Source organism: Pseudomonas sp. RIT409, assembly GCF_003052515.2.
Classification (GTDB): domain Bacteria; phylum Pseudomonadota; class Gammaproteobacteria; order Pseudomonadales; family Pseudomonadaceae; genus Aquipseudomonas.
In genome coordinates this window covers 238312-257787 of the sequence record NZ_QARE02000004.1, presented here as the reverse complement: position 1 = coordinate 257787, position 19476 = coordinate 238312, and the positions used below count along the sequence as shown (strand labels likewise).

Genomic DNA, 19476 nt, shown 5'->3' with positions numbered 1-19476 from the left:
GCCTTTTGTGGGCCTATACATCTAGTGAGTTGCCCTTGGTCTCGGGAGGACGGGAATGACATCGGTCTGGCGTGCCAGTGGCTGGGTTCTATTGGGCAGCGCGCTGATTCTGGCCCTGTCGCTGGGGACACGTCACGGTTTCGGGCTCTTTCTGCCACCGATGAGTGCGCAATTCGGCTGGGGGCGTGAAGTCTTCGCGTTCGCCATTGCCTTGCAGAACCTGATCTGGGGCCTTGCGCAACCGTTCACGGGCGCGCTGGCAGACCGCTTCGGCGCGGCGCGAGTGGTGTTCATCGGCGGCATTCTCTATGCCGTAGGGTTGGCACTGATGAGCATGGCCGATTCGCCCGCCTCATTGTCGCTGAGCGCCGGTTTGTTGATTGGCATCGGTTTGTCCGGCACGACTTTCTCGATCATCCTCGGCGTCGTCGGCCGTGCGCTGCCTCCCGAGAAGCGCAGCATGGGCATGGGGCTGGCCAGTGCAGCCGGCTCCTTTGGCCAGTTCGCCATGCTGCCTGGCACCCTCGGGCTGATTGGCTGGCTGGGCTGGTCCATGGCGCTGGTGGCGCTGGGCTTGCTGGTGGCTTTCATCCTGCCGCTGGTGGCCATGCTCAAGGACAAACCCGCCCCCGCCGCAGTGGGCGAGCAGACATTACGCGAAGCGCTGAAGGAGGCCTGCAGCCATACCGGCTTTTGGTTGCTGGCATTCGGCTTTTTCGTCTGCGGTTTTCAGGTGGTGTTCATCGGCGTTCACCTTCCCGCCTATCTGGTCGACCAACACCTGCCCGCCACGGTCGGTACCACCGTGCTGGCGCTGATCGGCCTGTTCAACGTCTTTGGCACCTACATCGCGGGGTGGCTGGGCGGGCGGATGTCCAAACCTCGTCTGCTGACCGGCCTCTATTTATTACGCGCGGTGGTGATCGTCCTGTTCCTGTGGGCGCCTTTGACGCAAACCACGGCCTACCTGTTCGGGATTGCCATGGGCCTGCTCTGGCTATCGACCGTCCCGCTGACCAATGGCACCGTGGCCACGTTGTTTGGGGTGCGCAATTTGTCGATGCTGGGCGGGATCGTCTTTCTTTTCCATCAACTGGGGGCCTTCCTCGGCGGTTGGCTGGGCGGGGTGGTGTATGACCACACAGGCAGTTACGACATCATCTGGCAGGTCTCGATAGCCCTTAGTCTGATCGCGGCCGCCCTCAACTGGCCCGTACGCGAGCGGCCAGTAGCGCGTCTGAGCGTTCAACCGGTGACGCTGTGACGCGGCTGATTCCCTGGCTGGCGGGCGTCATTCTGATTGCGACGCTGATGGCAGTGGCCTGGTGGGGGTGGCACCGCGTCGGCCTTGGGGCCTTGCAACTGGGCATGACCTGCTGAAGGCTGGCGTCTAGGCATTCGGGGGCGCAGAGAGTAGCGTGTGTCGCAGACGCCGAATGTCTACTTCGAAGGGATGCCTCCATGAACACTCGCTGGTCCTTACTGCCTATTCTGCTGTTGGCCATGAGCGGTGCCGTCGCCGCAGCGGATTGTCCTCCTTTATTGCAGGGCGAATTGCCCAAGCTGCGCGCCCGGCAAACGATCGACCTGTGCCAGCAATTCGCAGGCAAGCCGATGGTGGTGGTCAATACCGCAAGTTTTTGTGGCTTTGCGCCTCAATTCAAAGGCCTGGAAGCGTTGAACCAACGTTTCAAGGGGCAGGGGCTTGAGGTGCTGGGAGTGCCTTCGGACGACTTCAAGCAAGAGTCCAATGACACGGCAGAAACGGCCAAGGTCTGTTACGTCAATTACGGCGTGACCTTCACCATGACCGAGCCTCAGCCGGTTCGAGGTGCCGATGCCATTCCGCTGTTCAAGGCGCTGGCTGAACAGAGCGGCGCACCACGCTGGAATTTCTATAAATACGTGGTGGACCGCAAGGGCAACGTCGTCGCCAGTTTTTCCAGCACCACAGCGCCGGATGACCCCGAGCTGATTTCCGCCGTGGAAAAGGCCATCGCGTCCAAGCCTTGAGACACTCCTCGGGTCGCATGCCCTGAACGAAAAACCCCGCATCCATCGCTGGCTACGGGGTTTTCTGTATGGCGGACCGGTGTCGGCCGGTCCCGCCAACGTCATCAGAAGCGGTAGGTCAGGCCGAGGCCGAAACCGTTCGCGCTGTTGTCGTACTTGGACGAGTAGCGCTGGCCGAGGGCGTTGGTGCGGTTCACCTTGACGGTTTCCTCATCCAGGTAGGAGTAGGCCACGTCAATGGTGATGTCGTCGGTTGGGCTGTAACCAGCGCCGACGCTGAAGATGGTCCGGTCACCGGTCGGGATGCGTGGCGAGCGATCAGTGTTGTTGGTTGGCGACTGATCGAACGTCAGGCCCGTGCGCAGGACCCACTGTTTGTTCAAATGATAGGACGTGCCGATGGCATACGCCCAGGTGTCGTGCCAATTCTGTTCTTCGGTGATGGTCCCGACCAATGCCGGGGCCGCCACGCCGCCAGCGCGGGTCACGCCCGAGTTGCGGACGGTGATGTCTTGCAGGCGACTCCAGCGCGTCCAGGTAGCACCGGCGTAGACTTTCCAGGCATCGTCCAGCTTCTGAGTGATGGAGAAGTCAACCGACTCCGGCGTATCCAGGCTGAGTTTGGCATCGTAGCGACCGCTTCCCAGAATCTGGGGAGGAACGCCTGCACCGGTGCGGACTTCGGTATGGCCGTCGAGCTTGTAAGTCACTTTCGAGTGGTAGGTCAGGCCCAGGCTGGTGCTGTCGGTGGCTTGTACCAGAATACCCGCGTTGAAGCCGTAACCGACGTCGTCGCCCTTCACCTGGATGCGGCCATCCCCGGATGGACGACCTGTGGCAGGAAGCGTGAGGCCGCTTACATTGAGGGTCGACTCCAGTGCGCCGGAAATGCGGTTGATGGTCGGACCGAAACCGATCGAAACCTTGTCATTGAACGCGTAGCTGATCGTCGGCTGGAAGGTGACGACCTTCACGATGCTCTTGCTGCCGAAATTCTGGCCCTGGAAGCTGCTCTCGTAGTCGGTGATCAGACCATAAGGAGCGTAGACGCCCAGACCGAAGGCCCAATGATCGTCGACCGGGTTGACATAGAAACCCATGGGAACGGCAGTGAATGGAACCATGTCGCCTTTGTTGGTGCCGGCGCGGCTACCACTGGCGTCGCTGATGTCGGTCTTGGCATCGATCGCGGCCACGCCCACAGTCACTTGTTGGCGTTTGAGGCGCGACATGCCTGCCGGGTTGCCATACACAATGCTCGCATCGTCAACGGAGGAGGAACGCCCGGCGAAACCGGTGCCCATGCCGCTGATGCTTTGTTCGTTGAGGGCAAAACCGGATGCGAAGAGTTGAGTGGAGGCAAGGGTAACGGCAAGACTGAGGCTGGATTTGATCATTGTTTTTTTCATTGTTAGAACTCCTTGTTGATCACCGCGCGGAAATTACCAACATTTTCCACAACGCGCTATAGGCTGGATCACCCGAGTTAGAGCAGTTTTTGTAGGACAATCTTGCGAAAATTGCTGCCTTATTCAGCGAAACCGTCAAGTCACAAAATGGCCGCTTCGCCTTGAAGCACGGGGACTACAGAAGCCTGCCAAGCGGTCGCGAAATCCATCAGTCGGCCCTGGGGCTGAAATACCTCGCGCCAAATGCGTGCCATGCCGATGACGTCGTCGAGGTTGGGGAGTGAGAGGCGACTCGCTTCGACCATCATCCAGGCAATGGCAGTGGCGTAGCGCAGATTGACAGTCAGTTCCAGGTCCGGCCCGGTCAGGAAGGCGTGCTGGCTGGCCAGCCCTCTGACACGGCTGGCCAGATCGGGGTCTTTGGCCAGGTAGCTGTCCCACAATGAGTAGTGCAGCGTGTCGGAAATCCCGTACAGCCCATGGCCGCGTTGACTGTCGAGGGCGAAACCTAGCGCGGACTGGCTGGCGGCAACGGCCAGGAGGAAAGCTTCAGCCCGGGGATGGTGTCGATCCAGGTAGATCAGCGTAGGGCGGATCACGTATCGACGCAGTTCACTGGCAGCGATTCCCATAACACCCTCAGGAAGTGAATGAGCCGGTGGACCCTGACGCTTGGCAGCGGGATGGAATTCGGGTCCGCCGGAAGCGGCTAAGACCGCTTGAGTTGAAGCGTAGTCTCATATTTGCTGCGTAAAGGGCTGTTTTTAAAATATTTCCCCATGTGTCTCGGCGCCGATATTTCGCTCCGGAATTAACCCGAAGGTTTTTTCATAGCAAAAACAGGCACAAAAAAAGCCTCGCCGTTTGAGGGCGAGGCTTGATGAGGACTGATTTTGCCGACGAACGGTTACGCGGCCAGCGCTTGGCGCGTTCGCTCGATCACAGCCTGCAGCGGCACAGGGCTGGAATACTGGTCGGGGTACAAACGCTCGCTGTGGCGGGCGATGCCGTGCTCATTGACAAGCGTGAAGCTGAAGCAGCCTTTGCGGGCAGCCATGATCAGACAGTCCATGGGTGCGAAGGCATGGGTAAGGGTACGAATGGCTTCTTGAGCCTGGATTTGGGTAGTCATGTAAGGTGTTTCCTGAATCGACACGCTATATGAAGCGCGCCAGCTAAAATCGTTCCAGTAAACGCGGACCAATGCTCGATCGAGAGCCAGGGGCAGAGCGCAGAACCTGTCTGGAACAGGGCAGCCAGGGAAGCGCGGTTATCGATTGGCGCTGGGCTGACTGGTAGGTACTTCGGAGGGCAGGCGACACAACAGGAGCAAAGGTTCGGTGCTCCGGGTGAAGATCCTGATCAATTTGCAGGGTGGTTCGAGCAGGCCATGTGGGCTTCATCTCGTCTGCGGTAACGGGCAGATCGGGAAGGCATGACAGGTCAACCAACGAGGTGATCGGTTCCTGGAGGGCCTGAGCGTTAAGGGTTCAGGTCAAGGATATCGTCGATCAGAATTGATTTCAGCTTGGTACTAACGGCGCGGATGTTAACTGATCCAGTTGGAATTGGGAAGTGCCTTTTGCATAGCGCCGTTTAGGGCCGTAAATCCGTCACCTCGCTGGCAATGAATCGAGGTGCTTAGCGTTTGACGCCCTTGGCAAAAGATGGCCTTTGGCCTTTTTGCCCTCTATCAAGCACGTTTTGGCACTTTCCAAACGGCGCTTTATAGCGATTGGAAATTGACTTGTGCACATTAAAACCTTTAGCTGCCATCCCACTGTCACATTCGCGCGTAAGAGGTTGATTTCCGGTAACGAATTATTAAGTCAATGAAAATCTTCGCTTTTTTGGGTTGGTGAAAAAATCGTCAGTTTGAACGCAGGCCGCGTTCTGCCTGCGTTTGCGGGGGTTGGACGGTCGTTGTCCACTGAGTTATCCACAGGATCTGTGGATTGTCCCTGCCCCCTGCTCTAGGACGCGCCTTTGCGCGGGTGCTCAACGCGAATCCGCCCATTCATCGCCGATCGGCCTCTGACGTGGGCGCCGCTTCTGCGCATAATGCCGCCAGCACGATTGTGGAGTAGGGAAATGTTTATGGCTTTTGACCTCACCAGCCTCCTGCTGGGATTGGGGATAGCGGGGGTGCCGTTGCTGGCATTGGCGTGGCAGCTGCAACGTAAAGTTGCGCGGCGCGAAGCGGATTTGCTTCTGCTCGACGAGCGTCTGGTCAATGCCCAGATGGCGCAGGACGGCCTCGCGGCGCAGTTGGACGCGGGGCGCGACGAAATCAGCGACCTGAGTCAGGCCAATGCCGTCAAGCAGGCTGACCTCGCAGCCCTGCGTCGGGAAGTCGAGCTGCTTCGGCAGCAACAGGAGGCAGCGCGGCAGGCGCAGGGGGACTGGAACCAGGAGCGCGAAGATAAAGAGAACGAGCTGCGGCGCCTGAGCGCCCAATGCGCGTCGCTAGGTGCCGAACTTCGTGAGCAGCAGGAGAGCCACCAGCAGCGCTTGAGTGACCTGCAAAGCTCGCGCGATGAGTTGCGTGCTCAATTCGCAGAGTTGGCCGGGAAGATTTTTGATGAGCGCGAGCAGCGCTTTGCCGAGACCAGTCAACTGCAACTGGGGCAGTTGCTCAACCCGCTCAAGGAGCGCATCCAGTCGTTTGAAAAGCGTGTCGAGGAGAGCTACCAGCAAGAGGCGCGGGAACGTTTTTCGCTGGGCAAAGAGCTGGAGCGGCTACAACAGCTCAACCAGCGACTGAGCGATGAAGCCACCAACCTGACCCAAGCCCTGAAAGGGCAGAAGACCCAGGGCAATTGGGGCGAGCTGATCCTGGAGCGGGTGCTTGAACATGCCGGGCTGGAAAAAGGACGTGAATACCAGACGCAGGTCAATCTCAAGGGACCTGACGGCGAGCGCTTCCAGCCCGATGTCCTGATCATGCTGCCGGGAAACAAACAGGTGGTGGTGGACGCCAAGGTCAGCCTTACGGCGTACCAACAGTTCGTTTCAGCGCAGGACGAGGTGATTGCCCAAGCGGCGCTCAAGCAGCATGTGCAGTCGCTGCGGAACCATGTAAAGGGGCTGTCCGGCAAGGATTACAAGCGGCTCGACGGTTTGCACAGTCTGGACTTCGTATTGCTGTTCGTGCCTATCGAGGCAGCATTTTCGGCCGCGTTGCAAGCCGAGCCGAACATGTTTCAGGACGCTTTCGACCGCAACATCGTGATCGTCAGTCCGACCACTTTGCTGGCGACGCTTCGGGTCATCGACAGCCTGTGGAAACAGGAGCGTCAAAGCCAGAACGCCAGGGAGATCGCCGAACGCGCAGGATGGCTCTACGACAAGTTCGTGCTGTTCATTCAGGACCTGGACGAGGTAGGCAGTCGCTTGCAACAGCTGGAAAAGGCCTACGGCGCCGCACGCAACAAGTTGGTGGAGGGGCGGGGTAACCTGGTCAGCCGCAGCGAGCAGCTGAAGTTGCTGGGCGCTCGGGCCAGCAAGCATCTGCCAGCGGACCTGTTGGAGCGTGCCATGACCGATGAAGATGGGCTGGTGCAGTTGCCTGAATAGGTAGACCAGCGTCATGGAGCGCGGGGCCGAAAGAGCGCTGCGCTTCTGTTTGACGAGAAAATTGTATACAGGATTTCGACGGTCAACTGCTCCCTTAGCCTCCCTCGAATGCACCGTGATCAAGCATACCTGCACTGCGAGCGCGCATTGATCGGGCGTTGTCGCACCGTGATTCTCCGTTCGCCTCTTCACTCGCGCTTTGCAGCGTACCGTCTATTCCGCGTTTGGTTGCCCCAGGTATACGGTATGGCACGCATTCTGCGTGTCAACGCGTATACAACCCATGCTTGCTCCCGTACGCAGTGTGGTTAGCGGCATGCCTCGGGAGCCTGTTCATCCTTTCAGGGAGACCCGTGATGACCGAGCCAATGCCCAAGGGCTACAGCCCCCGCCTCTATAATCAGGACTTGGGGCCACTGCCGCAGAAGTGGACCTGGTACAACATTTTTGCATTCTGGATGAGCGATGTGCACAGCGTCGGCGGCTATGTCTTCGCCGCGAGCCTCTTTGCGCTGGGCCTGGCAAGTTGGCAGGTATTGATCGCATTGCTGGCCGGCATTTGCATCATCCAAGTCGTCGCCAATCTGCTGGCCAAACCCAGCCAGCAAGCCGCCGTGCCTTACCCGGTGGTCTGCCGCCTGGCGTTTGGCGTATTCGGTGCGAACATCCCGGCCGTCATTCGCGGCCTCATCGCCGTGGCCTGGTACGGTGTGCAAACCTATCTGGCCTCCAGCGCGCTGATCATCGTGGTTCTGCGATTCTTCCCGCAGATGTCGGTCTACGCCGAACCTCATTTCGCTGGCTTGTCCTACCTGGGCTGGTTCGGTTTCCTGGTGCTGTGGTTGGTACAGGCCGCCGTGTTCTGGACCGGGATGGATTCGATTCGTCGGTTCATCGACTGGGCCGGTCCTGTGGTATACGCCGTCATGTTTCTGCTGGCAGGCTGGATCGTCTGGAAGGCTGGTTGGGCGAACATCAGTTTCACTCTGTCAGAAAAATCGTTGAGCGGTTGGGAGGCGGTGTCCCAAGTGATCATGGCCACGGCTCTGGTGGTGTCGTACTTTTCCGGGCCCACGCTCAATTTCGGTGACTTCAGCCGCTATTGCCGCAGCATGGCTGAAGTGCGCCGTGGCAACTTCTGGGGCTTGCCGGTCAACTTCCTGGCTTTTTCGCTGGTGACGGTCGTGATCGTCTCCGGAACCCTGCCGGTGTTCGGCGAAATGCTGCATGACCCGATCGCGACAGTGGCGCGCATCGACAACGATGTGGCGGTATTGCTGGGGGCATTCGCGTTCGTCACGGCGACTATCGGCATCAACATCGTGGCCAATTTCGTTTCTCCGGCGTTCGATTTCGCCAACGTCGCACCAAGCAAGATCAGTTGGCGCGTGGGGGGCATGATTGCCGCCGTGGCCTCGATCTTCATCACGCCCTGGAACCTGTTCAACAACCCGCAGGTGATCCACTACACCCTCGATGTACTGGCCGCGTTCATCGGTCCGCTGTTCGGCATCCTGCTGGTGGACTATTACTTGATCAAGAAACAGCAGATCGATGTCGATGCCCTGTTCAACGATGGTCCTTCGGGACGGTACTGGTACAACGGCGGTGTCAATTACACGGCCGTCAAGGCGCTGATCCTCGCGACGTTGGCGGGCATTGCGATTACCTTCATCCCCGCTCTGCAACCGATGGCGAATTTCGCATGGTTTACAGGATGTTTCCCGGGCGGCGTGCTGTTTTTCCTCTTTGCGCGACGCAGTCAGGCCCACGAAGGGACCGCGCTAAGCCCAGTGGCCGCAGGCTAGAGCTGGACGACCAGTGGCACTGCCGCTGGTCGAGCGCCACTCAGGGTTTGCGGGATGGCGACGTTAAAACGTAAGGGGAGGGAAAATTTCCTGCCGCGACACTTCGTAGCAGGCGTAAAGTGTCATTGAGCACTATGATCTGCTTTATGCGGACCCGGGTTTTACGAACAGTCAGCTGCCAGCATTCCCTGAAGGGGGGCGTACACATGAACAGCAAATTGCAAGAGTGGCTTCACGATGTCGGCGTTGCACTGGGCCTGATCGAGCGCCCGAAACTGCAACCCATTCCCGTCAGGACCGACGATGACGAGCGCCGTCGCCCTCGCCGCTGAATCCTGATCTGGGGTCAATCATCACAGCGGCGCTATCGTCCGATAGCCCGCCCGTGCCTTCGCACGACGCATTGCGTGCGCCCTTCGCCGCAACCGCATCACTCACCCTGTACTGTCATCTGCGAAACGCTGTCCCGTGTGCCGTCACTACGGGCGTGTGCGGTCGCTCATCTGCACAAGAATGAGGTCAACCAAACCCTGCAGTGTCAGTTGGCGGTAAGGTGAATGCTCTGGCAGGTGGGCGATTTGCGATTTCACCTTGATCGGCATGACGATGCCGAAATCGGCCTGCAAGTGGCTGAAGAACTCCGCGAAGTCTTCTTCGTCCAGCTCCAGGTCGGCGAGCAAGGCATCGTCCTGGATCGGGTCTTTGTCGACCAGAATGATCCCGAGGGTGTCGAAGACGTGCTGCTGGATTTCGCGTCGGTCCATGGGAAGCCTCTGCATTGACGTGCCCAAAATTCCCCCGACTCCATGAACAGAGGCTGTCGCTGGACAGCCATGACCGCTATGCGCGATGAGTGTTCATCTATGCGGTGCGCTGTCATGGTTAAGGCTAGTTCAACTTCGCCGCCTCAGCGGAACACACGGCAGCGGACGAAGTGTTACCGCGAATGAAAAAGAGCGCCCGAAGGCGCTCTCTGTGAAGGGCAGCACAGGTGCGGTTCAGGCGGTGCGTGCAACCGCGACCTGCCGGGGCGATGCCAGGCTGACGACCACAAAACTCACCAAGCCTACGGCCAAGCTGTAGTAAATCGGCGTATTTGCGTCCAGACCGTCCTTGAGCATGAACACCAAGGCGGTGACGAAGCCCAGGCCCATGCTGGTGAGGGCCCCGGCAGTGGTCGCTCGCTTCCAGAAGATGGCGCCTATCAGCGGGACGAGCATCCCACCCACCAACAGGTTGTAGGCCAAGGTCAAGGCGCTGAGCACGTCATTGACCACCAGGGCGATACCCAACACCAGCAGGCCGGTCAGCGCGGTGAACAGTCGATTGATCGCCAGGCTCGATTGTCTGCCGCCACGCAATTTCGGCAGCAGGTCCTCGGTCAGGGTCGTGGATGCGGCCAGCAGCCCTGCGCTGGCGGTGGACATCATGGCGGCAAGCGCTGCAGCGATGACCAAGCCGCGAATCCCATCAGGCAACGACGCCTTGACGATCGCGGCAAACGCCGTATTGACGTTTTCCAGATCCGGCAGCAAGACGTGCGCGGCCATGCCGATCAGTGCGCAGGCCAGGCCATAGAGGATGCAATAGACACCGGCGACCGATCCCGCATACCGGGCGACTTTTTCGGTGCGTGCGGTGAACACGCGCTGCCAGATGTCCTGGCCGATCAGGATGCCGAAAAAGTAGATCAGGAAGTACGTGATGATGGTGTCCCAGCCGATGGTGGTCCACTGGAAGCTCGAAGCCGGCAGCCTGGCCACCAGATCGTCCCAGCCGCCCACGCGATAGAGGCAGATCGGCAACAGGATGAACATCAGTCCCACCGTCTTGATGATGAATTGCACGATGTCCGTCAGGGTCAGCGACCACATGCCACCGATGGTCGAGTACACCACGACCACGCCACCGCCCAAGACCACCGACACCCAGAAGGGCAGGTCGAACAGCACCTGCATGACGGTGCCGATCGCCAGGATCGAGGTGACCCCGATCATCAGCGCATAGGCAAGCATGATCACCGCGCTGGCTTGACGTGCCATGGGGTTGTAGCGCTTCTCGAGGATCTGAGTGACGGTATAGACCCGCAGCTTGAGCAGCGGTTTGGCGAGAAACAGGTTCAGCGCGATGATGCCGGCGCCCAACGCGGCGCAGAGCCAGAAGCCTGATAGGCCGTGGACATAACCCAAGCGCACGGTACCGACGGTGGACGCGCCGCCCAGGACGGTAGCGGCCATGGTGCCCATGTACAGGCTCGGGCCCAGGTTGCGCCCTGCGACGAGGTAGTCTTCATGGGTGCGGGCCTTGCGCATGCCGTACCAGCCCAGAATCAACATGCCGGCCGCGTAGATCAGCACGACGAAAATATCTAAAGCCATGGAGTGTCTCCAGTCATTGTTTTTATAGTGAAACGCGACTCATCCGGCTGGCATCACGCAGGCTACCAGCGCGGAAGGTCGTTGTGTGGTGAACGGTGTGCTATGGGCGTGTGCCTGCCGGGGATTGCACTCTGTCAGCCAACATGCCCGCTGCGGACTGACCCTTGTCGCGAACACGCTCAATCCCAGGGGCCAGTGATGTTAGCGAGCCGTTATTGAATCGGGCGCAAGCCAATCAGCGGTGAGCCACGCCTGGCAGCACACACAGCATTTCGTACAACAAGTTGGCGCCCAGCAGCGACGTGTTGCCGGTGGTGTCGTAAGGTGGCGAGACTTCCACCAGGTCGCAGCCGATCAAGTCCAGGCCCTGGCAGCCGCGGATGATTTCAATGGCTTGAATGGTGGTCAGGCCGCCGATCTCGGGGGTGCCCGTGCCCGGTGCCCACGCCGGGTCGATACCGTCAATGTCAAAGCTCAGGTAAACCGGGCCGCCCCCGACTTTCTCGCGGACTTCGGCCATCAGCGGCACCAGCGATTTGTGCCAGCACTCTTCGGCCTGCACGACGCGGAACCCTTGTTTGCGGCTCCAGTTGAAGTCCTCTGCCGTGTAGCCCTGGGCGCGCAAACCGATCTGCACCACGCGGTCGCAATCCAGCAGGCCTTCCTCCACCGCGCGGCGGAAGGTCGTGCCGTGGGCGATCTTCTCGCCGAACATGTGGTCGTTGACGTCCGCATGGGCGTCGATGTGAACCAGCCCGACCTTGCCGTGTTTCTTGTGCATGGCGCGCAGGATCGGCAGGGTGATGGTGTGGTCGCCGCCCAGTGTCAGAGGGATGATGCCGTGCTCGAGGTAGCCATCGTAGGCCTCTTCGATGATGCGCACCGCTTCGAGCATGTTGAAGGTGTTGATGGCGACGTCGCCGATGTCAGCGACCGAGAGGGAATCGAACGGGGCTGCTCCCGTGGCCATGTTGTACGGGCGGATCATCACCGACTCGGCACGGATTTCCCGAGGACCGAAACGGGTACCGGACCGCAACGACGTGCCGATGTCCAGAGGCACGCCGATGAAGGCAGCGTCCAGGCCAGCGGCCGTTTGCAGGTGGGGCAGACGCATCATGGTGGCGATGCCGGCGAAGCGCGGCATCTCGTTGCCGCCCAGTGGTTGGTGAAAAATCTTGTCCACGGGATTGCCTCATCGGTGGGTAATGGAACGTTATAGGTCTGAGGGGATTCTGCGAATCCGGCAGGCGGTGAACAATCGGTCAGGCAAAATACTTAGTTCAGAGATTTCTGAACTATCGTGAAATTCAGGTTAAGCTGCCGCCCGCAATGCTTGCTCGACCCCATGGAGCGGGGCCGTCGCGTCGTCAGCCGCGATCACTTCGAGGGCAAGGATCGCCACTCGGACGATTTGGCACACTCTGATTCTCGGTACTTCCATGGCCAGCGCACTACCCGACCTCAAATTGCTGCGTATTTTCACCTGTGTCGTGCGCCATCAAGGCTTTGCCAGCGCTCAGCAGGAATTGAACCTGTCCACCTCGGCCATCAGTACGTACATGAGTCAGTTGGAAGCGACGCTGGGCATCGTGCTGTGTCATCGCGGACGCGGTGGTTTCAGCCTGACCAGCAAAGGTGAGCTGTTTCATCAGGAGACGCTCCGCCTGCTGGGGGAACTGGAAGGGTTCGAACTGTACGCCGCCGCACTGAAGGGTGAGCTACGGGGAACGCTGAACCTGGGGGTTCTCGATTCGACCGTCAGCGACCGGGCACTGCCGTTTGCCGAAGTGATCGGCGCCTATAGCGAAGAGCACCCGGCGGTGCACCTGCACCTCTCGGTCATGAGCCCCTATGAGCTGCAATTGGGGGTGCTGGACAACCGCCTCGACCTGGCCATCGGTTCCTTTTCGACCCGGATGAACGGTCTGCTTTATCAACCGTTGTATCGCGAGCAGCACTGGTTGTACTGCAGTAATCGGCATCCGTTGTTCAATGAGCGGCGGATTCCGGAGCCGGTCATCACTCAGCAACGCATGGTCGGTCGCGGTTACTGGAGTCAGGCGGAGCTTGCGCGGCACGGGTTCAAGCACAGCGCGGCCACCGTGGAAAGTATGGAGGCGCAGTTGATTCTGGTGCTGTCCGGCGCCTACATCGGTTACCTGCCCGAACACTACGCGCAGTCCTGGGTGGATTCGGGGCACCTGCGCGTCTTGCTGCCCGCCACGTTCGGCTATCAGGCCCCGTTCTCAATGATCCTGCGGCGCGGACGCAGCCGTGAGCCGTTGATTCAGACGTTCCGCGATCTGCTCAAGGCTCAGCTCAACCCGCTCTGAGGAGACTTCAATCATGTCCCGCGCCCGCTGTGAACGCTGCCATCGCCCTGCTACGCACTGCCTCTGTCCATTGATTCCACGGCTGGACAGCCAAACCCGCGTGTTGATTCTGCAGCACCCCAGCGAAGTCAACCACGCCCTGAACACGGCCCGTTTCGCAGCCCTGGGCCTGACCAACGTGCAGTATGAAGTTGGGGAAGTGTTCGATCACCTCGACCAGTGGCTCAACGTGGCGGGTTATCAGGCCCGCCTGCTGTTTCCGGGGGAGGGTGCGGCGCCGCTGGAGGCAGGGGGTGGTGATGGCAGCCCCGTACTGTTGGTCGTGCCGGATGGCACTTGGCGCAAGGCGCGCAAACTCTTGCACCTCAATCCGTCGCTGGCCGCATTGCCGCGCGTCACCCTCGACAGCGCTCCGGCGTCACGCTATCGGCTGCGCAAGGCGCCGGGGCCTGACGCCTTGTCGACACTGGAAGCCATCGTCCACGCGCTGCACACGCTCGAACCTGAAAGGGCATTCGACGCGCTGTTGCGCCCGTTCGATGCGTTGATCGAAGGGCAGATCGAGGCGATGGGCGAGGACACGTTTCGCCGTAATCACGCCTGAGCGTCAGCCATTGAGAGAGGAGGGCGGGTCGAACGGCCTGCCCTTTTGGGCCTGCATCCGGCGAATGTAAGCGTCAGTTTCGCGTTCGGCGTCTTCCTTGGTGAAAAACGGCCCTTCCAGGGTATTTTCACGGGTGCTGAAGAAATACAGGCCATTGACGCGAGAGACGCGGTCAGTGCGAAAGTGCACGGCAGGGGTGGGGTCTTGCTCACGCTTGTTCAACATGGCCTGCTCCGGCATGGCGTTGAAGGGGCGATCAGGCCGGGTCGACCTGAACGGGCAGTGCGATGAGCAATCCACAGCGTGACACGGATCGCTCAGCTGGCTGATGGCTACTCTACTCCGTTTGTGCAGGCCTGCGTACTGGCCTGTGGTGGCCATGCGTCAACGCCTGCCCAGAGCCTCCGCCTGGTGAATCCACTGCTGGCGTTGTTCTTCCGACGACGTTCTGACCGGGGAAAATTCTGTCAGTCGAGTGGTCTTGATGCCGCAGAACTCGAGGATCGCGTGTTTGATCTGCCGGTGGGCGGGCGCTTTGAACACCCAACGGAAATAGCGTGAAGGCGTGTCCAGTGTGACCAGCATTTCCGCAGTCCGGCCTTTGAGCAATTCATTGCTGGGGTGATGACGCCCGTGGGCCTTGAATGCGAAACCGGGCATCAGCACCCGTTCGAAGAACCCGCTGAGCAGGCTGGGCAGCCCGCCCCACCATACCGGATAGACGAAAACCAGATGCTGGGCCCAGTGGATTTCTCGCTGGGCTTCGAGCAGGTCGTGCTCCAGCGTCTGGCTCGACGCATAGCCGTTGTGCAGCGTGGGGTCGAATTGCAGCTCCTCCAGTTTGAGCACGCGCACCACATGGCCCTGACTGCGCGCGCCCTGGGCGTAGGCGTCGCCCAGCGCGTGGCAGAGACTGATGGTCTTCGGCGAGCCAATGACCATCAGAATGCGTTTGCCATAGCCCTCCAGGGGAGTGGCACCGCTGATCGGGTCAGCCATTGCTGCCCGCCTCGAGCATTTTTTCCGGGCGTACCCAGGCGTCGAATTCGGCATCGGTCAAGAAGCCCAGTTGCAGGGCCGCTTCGCGCAACGTCAGCCCCTCGCTGTAAGCCTTCTTGGCAATCTGTGCCGATTTGTCATAGCCAATGTGCGGGTTCAGCGCGGTGACCAGCATCAGGCCACGTTCCAGGTGCTCGGCCATTTTTCCGGCGTCAGGCTCCAGGCCGGCGATGCAGTGTTCATTGAAGTTGCGGCAACCGTCGCCCAGCAGTCGAATCGATTGCAGCACGTTGTGAATGATCACCGGCTTGAACACGTTCAGTTGCAGATGGCCCTGGCTCGCCGCGAAGGCGATCGTGGCGTCGTTGCCCATGACTTGGCAGGCCAGCATTGACAGCGCTTCGCATTGGGTGGGGTTGACCTTGCCGGGCATGATCGAACTGCCCGGCTCATTGGCGGGCAGCTTGACCTCCGCCAGGCCAGCCCGTGGGCCGGAGCCCAACAGCCGCAAATCGTTGGCAATTTTCATCAAGGTCACGGCCAGGGTTTTCAGTGCCCCGGACAGTGCTGTCAGTGGCTCATGGCCGGCCAACGCGGCGAATTTGTTCGGTGCGGTCACGAACGGCAGGCCCGACAGCGCCGCCAGTTCGGCCGCGACGGCCTCGGCGAAACCGTGGGGCGCGTTCAGTCCCGTGCCCACTGCCGTGCCGCCCTGGGCCAGCTCGCAAACAGCCGGCAAGGCCGCACGAATGCTTTTTTCGGCGTAGTCCAGTTGTGCGACATAGGCCGACAGCTCCTGTCCGAAGGTGATAGGCGTGGCGTCCATCATGTGGGTGCGCCCGGTCTTTACCAGCTTCATATGGCGCGCCGACTGCTCGGCAATACCGGCGGACAGCTCGGCTATGGCGGGCAGCAACTGCTCTTTGACCGCTTGCGCCGCAGCGATGTGCATGGCGGTCGGGAAGCAATCGTTGGAGCTCTGCGAGCGGTTGACGTGGTCGTTGGGGTGCACCGGGGATTTGCCGCCACGGCCTTTCCCCGACAGTTCGTTGGCACGTCCAGCGATCACTTCATTGACGTTCATGTTGCTCTGCGTGCCGCTGCCGGTCTGCCACACCACCAGAGGGAACTGGTCGTCGAATTTGCCACCGAGCACTTCATTGGCAGACTGCTCGATCAGTCGCGCGATGTCGGCCGGCAGGTCACCGTTGCGGTCGTTGACCCGGGCGGCGGCCTTCTTGATCAGCGCCAGCGCATGCAGTACGGGCAGCGGCATGTGCTCCTGCCCGATGGCGAAGTTGATCAGAGAGCGTTGCGTTTGAGCCCCCCAGTAAGCGTCTTCGGGGACTTCGATCGGACCTATGCTGTCGGTTTCGGTACGGCTCACTGGAATCACTCCTTGGGGTCGAAATAGCGCAGTTTAGTACCCCGCAGGCCGGTTCGGTTCCCATCGGCGGCTGCGCGGTAGCACGGGTGTGCGAAAAAGCGGTTCATGCAGCGATGAACTGTAGTGGATCCGGCGATGGCACGACCGCTCGTAGCGGCGGGGGTTGAGCGCGGGGGGAAAAGGGGCGCAGAATGTCGGCCCTTGGGGTTCAGCCTCGCCTGCTAGATAAGGAAACTCGATGACCCGTCTTCGCGCTCTCTGTGCTGCGGTCGCTCTGGTATGTGCCAGCGGCCAGGCTTTTGCTGCCACCGCCAGCCATGAGGCCAGTGCCGTAGCGTTCCTCAAACTGGCTCACGCCGACCAGTTGGGTGCGCCTATCTACATGCAAGCGCAGCAAATGTTCGCTCAGCGCTTCGCCGAAACCAAAGCCCCGGATTCCAAGAAAGCCGTGCTGGAGAAATACCAGGCCCAGGCCAACGCTGCACTGGACAAGGCCATTGGCTGGGACAAGCTGCAGCCTGACATGGTCAAGCTGTACACCGACAACTTCACCGAGCAGGAGCTCAAGGACCTGGTTGCGTTCTATGAATCGCCACTGGGCAAGAAGGTCCAGGCCAAGATGCCGCAGATCAGCCAGCAGTCGTTCCAGCTGACTCAGGACAAACTGCAACCGGCAGTGCCTGTGGTCACCGGTCTGCTGGAGTCGATGACCAAGGAGCTGACCCCGGCAGCCGCCAAGGGCGCCCCGGCCAAGAAGCCATAAGCGAAACCTCACATGAGCATGCAACAGCGTATCGAATCGGCGTTGGCGGTCTTTCAGCCTGAGTACCTGCAGGTGCTCAACGAAAGCCATATGCACAGCCGTGGCACCGACACCCATTACAAGGCCGTGGTGGTCAGCGAACAGTTCGCTGGCCTCAATGCCGTCAAGCGCCACCAGAAGGTCTATGGCCTGCTGGGGGGGTTGATGGGTGAGTTTCATGCCCTGGCGCTGCACACCTATACCCCGCAAGAGTGGGCGAAGCTGGGCGCTGCGCCCGCTTCGCCGACCTGTGCCGGGGGGCATGACTGAGCCTCAGTCGCGCTGAGTCCTGTAGGAGCGTGCTTGCCCGCGAATGCTATCGTCTGTGTCGGACGGTTGACTGACACGACGCCATCGCGGGCAAGCACGCTCCTGCGGTGCGCTGCTCTCTCCTCTATTGATTTGCGTCAATCTCCCCATCGATCACCACCCTGTCTGCTCGTCGCCGATGTTTGATAGAATCCGCGCCGCGTTGCCCAATCAGCGCGCTTTCCATCGAATTTTCATCCGGTAGGCCCTTTGCGAGGGTCACCACCTGGAGATGCAACATGACTCAAACCGCACCCATCGTCGTCGCGGCGCTGTACAAATTCGTCACCTTGACTGACTACGTCGAGCTGCGTGAACCCCTGCTCAAGACCTTGGTTGACAACGGCGTCAAAGGCACCTTGCTGCTGGCTGAAGAAGGCATCAATGGCACAGTGTCCGGTACCCGCGAGGGCATTGATGGTCTGCTGGCCTGGTTGCGCAACGATCCGCGTCTGGTCGACGTCGACCACAAGGAATCTTACTGCGACGAGCAGCCGTTCTATCGCACCAAGGTGAAGCTGAAAAAAGAGATCGTCACGTTGGGCGTACCCGGCGTCGATCCGAACAAGGCCGTGGGCACCTACGTCGAACCGCGAGACTGGAACGCGCTGATCGCTGACCCTGAAGTCCTGCTGATCGACACCCGCAACGACTACGAAGTGTCCATCGGCACCTTCGAAGGCGCCATCGACCCGAAAACCACCACCTTCCGCGAGTTCCCGGACTACATCAAGGCGCACTTCGACCCGGCGAAGCACAAGAAGGTCGCGATGTTCTGCACGGGCGGCATTCGCTGTGAAAAGGCGTCGAGCTATATGCTCGGTGAGGGCTTCGAAGAGGTCTATCACCTCAAGGGCGGCATCCTCAAATACCTCGAGGAAGTCCCGCAGCAAGAAAGCGCCTGGCGCGGCGACTGCTTCGTGTTCGACAACCGCGTGACCGTGCGCCACGATCTGAGCGAGGGTGACTACGATCAATGCCACGCCTGCCGCACGCCGATCAGCGCCGAAGACCGTGCCAGCGAGCATTATTCGCCGGGCGTCAGTTGCCCGCACTGCTGGGATACGCTGAGCGAGAAGACCCGTCGCAGCGCCATCGACCGGCAGAAGCAGATCGAACTGGCCAAGGCACGCAATCAGCCGCACCCCATCGGTCGCAACTACCGCTTGCTGGATGCTCAAACGGAAGAAAAACAGACCCACGAGGCTTGAACCATGCCCGCTCGCCTGCTTTATGTGATGGACCCGATGTGTTCATGGTGCTGGGGCTTCGCGCCGGTCGCCGAAGCACTGGTCGAGCAGGCGGATGCGGCTGGCGTGCCGTTGCACCTGGTGCTGGGCGGTTTGCGCACCGGCAGTGGGGCAGCCCTGGAACCCACGACCAAACGCTACATCCTGGAACACTGGCGTGCCGTTCAGGAAACGACGGGTCAGTCGTTCAAATTCGAAGACGCTTTGCCTGACGGTTTTGTCTATGACACAGAACCGGCCTGCCGCGCCATCGTTGCTGCTCGCAGCCTGGCGCCGGACATCGCCTGGAAACTGGTCGGGCAAATCCAGCGGGCGTTCTACCTCCAGGGGCGGGACACTACCAAGGCCTCGGTGCTGGCCGAGCTGGCCGAACGGGCGGGGCTGCCGCGGATCGAGTTCGCCGCAGCGTTCGACAGTGCCGAGCAGCACGCCGCCACCGCGTCGGATTTCGCTTGGGTGCAAGACCTGGGCATTGCCGGTTTCCCGACCTTGCTGGCCGAGCGCGACGGCCAGTTGGCCTTGCTGACCAATGGCTACCAGCCTCTGGAAGCGTTGGCGCCGTTGCTCGGTCGGTGGCTGGAGCGCGCGGCCTGTGCGTGACGCTT

At 60.4% G+C, this 19476-nt stretch carries 20 protein-coding genes; 11 read left to right on the top strand and 9 right to left on the bottom strand.

Annotated elements, in window-relative coordinates:
• The first annotated feature begins 55 nt into the window (after positions 1 to 55).
• Together DBP26_RS07620 and DBP26_RS07615 are read left to right on the top strand one after the other, a co-directional pair.
• On the top strand, positions 56 to 1264 hold the full coding sequence (locus DBP26_RS07620) for an MFS transporter (RefSeq protein WP_108237270.1): 1209 nt from the start codon (positions 56 to 58) through the stop codon (positions 1262 to 1264).
• 197 nt (positions 1265 to 1461) lie between these two features.
• Positions 1462 to 2013, top strand: coding sequence for a redoxin domain-containing protein (locus DBP26_RS07615; RefSeq protein WP_108237269.1), 552 nt, complete (start codon positions 1462 to 1464; stop codon positions 2011 to 2013).
• Positions 2014 to 2117: 104 nt separating this feature from the next.
• On the opposite strand, the gene DBP26_RS07610 is transcribed toward DBP26_RS07615, so the two are convergent.
• The 3 genes from DBP26_RS07610 to DBP26_RS07600 all read right to left on the bottom strand — a co-directional run bounded on the left by DBP26_RS07610 (position 2118) and on the right by DBP26_RS07600 (position 4554).
• Positions 2118 to 3422: an outer membrane protein transport protein gene (locus tag DBP26_RS07610; RefSeq protein WP_108237268.1), complete on the bottom strand. Its 1305-nt coding sequence runs from the start codon at positions 3420 to 3422 to the stop codon at positions 2118 to 2120.
• Between the two features lie 140 nt (positions 3423 to 3562).
• Complete coding sequence (locus DBP26_RS07605; RefSeq protein ID WP_108237267.1) at positions 3563 to 4054, bottom strand: hypothetical protein; 492 nt, start codon at positions 4052 to 4054, stop codon at positions 3563 to 3565.
• Positions 4055 to 4329: 275 nt separating this feature from the next.
• Positions 4330 to 4554, bottom strand: coding sequence for a hypothetical protein (locus DBP26_RS07600; protein WP_108237266.1), 225 nt, complete (start codon positions 4552 to 4554; stop codon positions 4330 to 4332).
• Between the two features lie 1079 nt (positions 4555 to 5633).
• Here DBP26_RS07600 and rmuC point away from each other — a divergent pair.
• The 3 genes from rmuC to DBP26_RS27245 all read left to right on the top strand — a co-directional run bounded on the left by rmuC (position 5634) and on the right by DBP26_RS27245 (position 9138).
• On the top strand, positions 5634 to 6998 hold the full coding sequence (gene rmuC / locus DBP26_RS07595; RefSeq protein WP_177411027.1) for a DNA recombination protein RmuC: 1365 nt from the start codon (positions 5634 to 5636) through the stop codon (positions 6996 to 6998).
• Positions 6999 to 7354: 356 nt separating this feature from the next.
• Positions 7355 to 8806, top strand: coding sequence for an NCS1 family nucleobase:cation symporter-1 (locus DBP26_RS07590; protein WP_108237264.1), 1452 nt, complete (start codon positions 7355 to 7357; stop codon positions 8804 to 8806).
• A 206-nt stretch (positions 8807 to 9012) separates the two neighbouring features.
• Positions 9013 to 9138, top strand: coding sequence for a PA1414 family protein (locus DBP26_RS27245; protein WP_256601618.1), 126 nt, complete (start codon positions 9013 to 9015; stop codon positions 9136 to 9138).
• 147 nt (positions 9139 to 9285) lie between these two features.
• Here the strand turns inward: DBP26_RS27245 and DBP26_RS07585 are convergent, their stop codons facing one another.
• The 3 genes from DBP26_RS07585 to speB all read right to left on the bottom strand — a co-directional run bounded on the left by DBP26_RS07585 (position 9286) and on the right by speB (position 12370).
• Positions 9286 to 9570 (bottom strand): hypothetical protein, encoded by a 285-nt coding sequence (locus DBP26_RS07585; protein ID WP_108237263.1) that lies wholly within the window; start codon positions 9568 to 9570, stop codon positions 9286 to 9288.
• 234 nt (positions 9571 to 9804) lie between these two features.
• Positions 9805 to 11184 carry a sodium:solute symporter gene (locus DBP26_RS07580; protein WP_108237262.1) on the bottom strand — a complete coding sequence of 460 codons (1380 nt, stop codon included), beginning with the start codon at positions 11182 to 11184 and terminating at the stop codon, positions 9805 to 9807.
• 235 nt (positions 11185 to 11419) lie between these two features.
• Positions 11420 to 12370, bottom strand: coding sequence for an agmatinase (speB, locus tag DBP26_RS07575; protein WP_108237261.1), 951 nt, complete (start codon positions 12368 to 12370; stop codon positions 11420 to 11422).
• Positions 12371 to 12626: 256 nt separating this feature from the next.
• Between speB and DBP26_RS07570 the strand changes: the two genes are divergently transcribed.
• The gene (locus DBP26_RS07570; protein ID WP_108237260.1) at positions 12627 to 13520 is read left to right on the top strand and encodes a LysR family transcriptional regulator; all 894 of its coding nucleotides are present in this window, start codon (positions 12627 to 12629) and stop codon (positions 13518 to 13520) included.
• 13 nt (positions 13521 to 13533) lie between these two features.
• Positions 13534 to 14124 carry a DTW domain-containing protein gene (locus DBP26_RS07565; protein WP_108237259.1) on the top strand — a complete coding sequence of 197 codons (591 nt, stop codon included), beginning with the start codon at positions 13534 to 13536 and terminating at the stop codon, positions 14122 to 14124.
• A 3-nt stretch (positions 14125 to 14127) separates the two neighbouring features.
• Here DBP26_RS07565 and DBP26_RS07560 read toward each other — a convergent pair whose 3' ends face one another.
• The 3 genes from DBP26_RS07560 to DBP26_RS07550 all read right to left on the bottom strand — a co-directional run bounded on the left by DBP26_RS07560 (position 14128) and on the right by DBP26_RS07550 (position 16510).
• A complete protein-coding gene (locus DBP26_RS07560; RefSeq protein ID WP_108237258.1) occupies positions 14128 to 14349 on the bottom strand; it encodes a DUF6316 family protein in 222 nt (73 codons plus the stop codon).
• Between the two features lie 159 nt (positions 14350 to 14508).
• Positions 14509 to 15123 carry an NAD(P)H-dependent oxidoreductase gene (locus DBP26_RS07555; RefSeq protein ID WP_108237257.1) on the bottom strand — a complete coding sequence of 205 codons (615 nt, stop codon included), beginning with the start codon at positions 15121 to 15123 and terminating at the stop codon, positions 14509 to 14511.
• Positions 15116 to 16510 carry a class II fumarate hydratase gene (locus DBP26_RS07550; RefSeq protein ID WP_108237256.1) on the bottom strand — a complete coding sequence of 465 codons (1395 nt, stop codon included), beginning with the start codon at positions 16508 to 16510 and terminating at the stop codon, positions 15116 to 15118. The genes DBP26_RS07555 and DBP26_RS07550 overlap by 8 nt, the downstream gene beginning before the upstream one ends.
• Before the next feature lie 238 nt (positions 16511 to 16748).
• On the opposite strand from DBP26_RS07550, the gene DBP26_RS07545 reads away from it, so the two are divergent.
• The 4 genes from DBP26_RS07545 to DBP26_RS07530 all read left to right on the top strand — a co-directional run bounded on the left by DBP26_RS07545 (position 16749) and on the right by DBP26_RS07530 (position 19471).
• The gene (locus DBP26_RS07545; RefSeq protein ID WP_108237255.1) at positions 16749 to 17273 is read left to right on the top strand and encodes a DUF2059 domain-containing protein; all 525 of its coding nucleotides are present in this window, start codon (positions 16749 to 16751) and stop codon (positions 17271 to 17273) included.
• 12 nt (positions 17274 to 17285) lie between these two features.
• Positions 17286 to 17582 carry a BolA family protein gene (locus DBP26_RS07540; RefSeq protein ID WP_108237254.1) on the top strand — a complete coding sequence of 99 codons (297 nt, stop codon included), beginning with the start codon at positions 17286 to 17288 and terminating at the stop codon, positions 17580 to 17582.
• Positions 17583 to 17860: 278 nt separating this feature from the next.
• Positions 17861 to 18832 carry a rhodanese-related sulfurtransferase gene (locus DBP26_RS07535; protein WP_108237253.1) on the top strand — a complete coding sequence of 324 codons (972 nt, stop codon included), beginning with the start codon at positions 17861 to 17863 and terminating at the stop codon, positions 18830 to 18832.
• Between the two features lie 36 nt (positions 18833 to 18868).
• On the top strand, positions 18869 to 19471 hold the full coding sequence (locus tag DBP26_RS07530) for a DsbA family protein (RefSeq protein ID WP_177411026.1): 603 nt from the start codon (positions 18869 to 18871) through the stop codon (positions 19469 to 19471).
• Positions 19472 to 19476: the final 5 nt, after the last annotated feature.

Bases quoted from the DNA above. Each gene is read 5' to 3' on its own strand.
- DBP26_RS07615 (WP_108237269.1), top strand. From the start codon at position 1,462: ATGAACACTCGCTGGTCCTTACTGCCTATTCTGCTGTTGGCCATGAGC.
- DBP26_RS07580 (WP_108237262.1), bottom strand. From the start codon at position 11,184: ATGGCTTTAGATATTTTCGTCGTGCTGATCTACGCGGCCGGCATGTTG.
- DBP26_RS07540 (WP_108237254.1), top strand. From the start codon at position 17,286: ATGAGCATGCAACAGCGTATCGAATCGGCGTTGGCGGTCTTTCAGCCT.
- DBP26_RS07590 (WP_108237264.1), top strand. From the start codon at position 7,355: ATGACCGAGCCAATGCCCAAGGGCTACAGCCCCCGCCTCTATAATCAG.
- DBP26_RS27245 (WP_256601618.1), top strand. From the start codon at position 9,013: ATGAACAGCAAATTGCAAGAGTGGCTTCACGATGTCGGCGTTGCACTG.
- DBP26_RS07620 (WP_108237270.1), top strand. From the start codon at position 56: ATGACATCGGTCTGGCGTGCCAGTGGCTGGGTTCTATTGGGCAGCGCG.
- DBP26_RS07600 (WP_108237266.1), bottom strand. From the start codon at position 4,554: ATGACTACCCAAATCCAGGCTCAAGAAGCCATTCGTACCCTTACCCAT.
- DBP26_RS07605 (WP_108237267.1), bottom strand. From the start codon at position 4,054: ATGGGAATCGCTGCCAGTGAACTGCGTCGATACGTGATCCGCCCTACG.
- DBP26_RS07585 (WP_108237263.1), bottom strand. From the start codon at position 9,570: ATGGACCGACGCGAAATCCAGCAGCACGTCTTCGACACCCTCGGGATC.
- DBP26_RS07545 (WP_108237255.1), top strand. From the start codon at position 16,749: ATGACCCGTCTTCGCGCTCTCTGTGCTGCGGTCGCTCTGGTATGTGCC.
- DBP26_RS07535 (WP_108237253.1), top strand. From the start codon at position 17,861: ATGACTCAAACCGCACCCATCGTCGTCGCGGCGCTGTACAAATTCGTC.
- DBP26_RS07555 (WP_108237257.1), bottom strand. From the start codon at position 15,123: ATGGCTGACCCGATCAGCGGTGCCACTCCCCTGGAGGGCTATGGCAAA.
- DBP26_RS07560 (WP_108237258.1), bottom strand. From the start codon at position 14,349: ATGTTGAACAAGCGTGAGCAAGACCCCACCCCTGCCGTGCACTTTCGC.
- DBP26_RS07570 (WP_108237260.1), top strand. From the start codon at position 12,627: ATGGCCAGCGCACTACCCGACCTCAAATTGCTGCGTATTTTCACCTGT.
- DBP26_RS07610 (WP_108237268.1), bottom strand. From the start codon at position 3,422: ATGAAAAAAACAATGATCAAATCCAGCCTCAGTCTTGCCGTTACCCTT.
- DBP26_RS07565 (WP_108237259.1), top strand. From the start codon at position 13,534: ATGTCCCGCGCCCGCTGTGAACGCTGCCATCGCCCTGCTACGCACTGC.
- DBP26_RS07530 (WP_177411026.1), top strand. From the start codon at position 18,869: ATGTGTTCATGGTGCTGGGGCTTCGCGCCGGTCGCCGAAGCACTGGTC.